Consider the following 1,223-nt stretch of genomic DNA (forward strand, 5'->3'; position numbering starts at 1 on the left):
AACCCTTATATAGAAAAGCATTTAGCGATTTTTGTCAATTGTTTTTGCTCTAGAGCGAACTAATCAATTAAGTCTCTTGCCAGATAAGGATTTAGTCGATTTATGCCCCCCTATCGAACCATACCAAGTAACGAAGAACCCCGATTCTTAATGTGTAAAATGTGTAAGAGGAAGAGACGCAAAAAATAAACCCCCTCAACTGACTAAATGAAGGGGGTTATGATATTATTCCAATAGGAAGGGATAGATAGGGTTATAGCCATGAGTATTGATATCTCCGATGAAATTCTCAGTGCAACACGCATGACTGAAGCTGAGATGAGGCAGGAAATTGCGGTCATGCTCTTTCAAAAAGAGAAGCTCACCCTTGCTCAAGCGAGTCGATTTGCAGGAATGAATCGTATTGCTTTTCAACACCTACTTGCAAGTCGTCAAATTCCGGTACACTACGATGTCGAAGATTTTGAACAGGATATTAAGAACTTGCGGGAGATGGGCAGATTGTGATCGTTGTCAGTGATACATCCCCTATCAACAATCTTGCCGCCATTAATCAACTTCATCTGCTACAACAACTTTACGAAATAGTTTTTATTCCCGAAGCAGTTTATCGAGAATTAACTGAGCCTGATTTTCCGGTAGCAGGTTCAATAGAAGTCCAAACCTTAGATTGGATTCAAACTCGAACGGTAACTAACCGCACAGTGATTGAAGCTCTTGAGTCGTGAACTAGATAAGGGAGAAGCTGAGGCTATTGCTTTGGCACTTGAGTTGGGAGCGGATCAAGTTTTGATTGATGAGCGTCGTGGTCGTAGGATTGCTGCTAGACTTAATCTTCGATACACAGGAATTCTGGGCATTTTGGTTGAGGCGAAGAATCGAGGGTTAATCTCTGAGGTGAAACCCTTGCTAGACGCTTTGATTGATCGAGCAGGATTTTGGGTTGCTGCAGCTTTATACAGCAGTGTTTTACAGATTGTTGATGAAGAAAAAAATAAACCCACTCAAGATTGAATGAAGGGGTATTTATGGTATTTTTAGAGGCAATTTAGCCTACTTTTGTGGTTTCTTTTTCGGTGGATTGGCAGGATTTTAGTTGGCCATTGATAACAATGCCTCTTCTATTGGCTTTGGTAACTCAATAGCATGAAACCGATTCACAGAAAAAGCGTAATCTTCACCACTTTCATCAATAACCCGAATTAGACTGTTTATTTCTGCTG

Annotated in this window: 1 protein-coding gene and 1 pseudogene; both read left to right on the top strand. The window is 40.6% G+C overall.

Annotated elements, in window-relative coordinates; all coding sequences use genetic code 11:
• Positions 1-261: 261 nt before the first annotated feature.
• Complete coding sequence (locus tag PX482_RS07005) at positions 262-507, top strand: UPF0175 family protein (protein WP_002748168.1); 246 nt, start codon at positions 262-264, stop codon at positions 505-507.
• Positions 504-1,014: pseudogene (locus tag PX482_RS07010) on the top strand (PIN domain-containing protein). The gene PX482_RS07005 and the pseudogene PX482_RS07010 overlap by 4 nt, the downstream one beginning before the upstream one ends.
• Positions 1,015-1,223 lie beyond the last annotated feature (209 nt).

It is taken from the genome of Microcystis sp. M53602_WE12 (assembly GCF_030065455.1).
In the GTDB taxonomy this organism is placed as follows: Bacteria; Cyanobacteriota; Cyanobacteriia; order Cyanobacteriales; family Microcystaceae; genus Microcystis; species Microcystis aeruginosa.

Coding starts and splice junctions, on each gene's coding strand:
- PX482_RS07005 (WP_002748168.1), top strand. CDS start 262: ATGAGTATTGATATCTCCGATGAAATTCTCAGTGCAACACGCATGACT.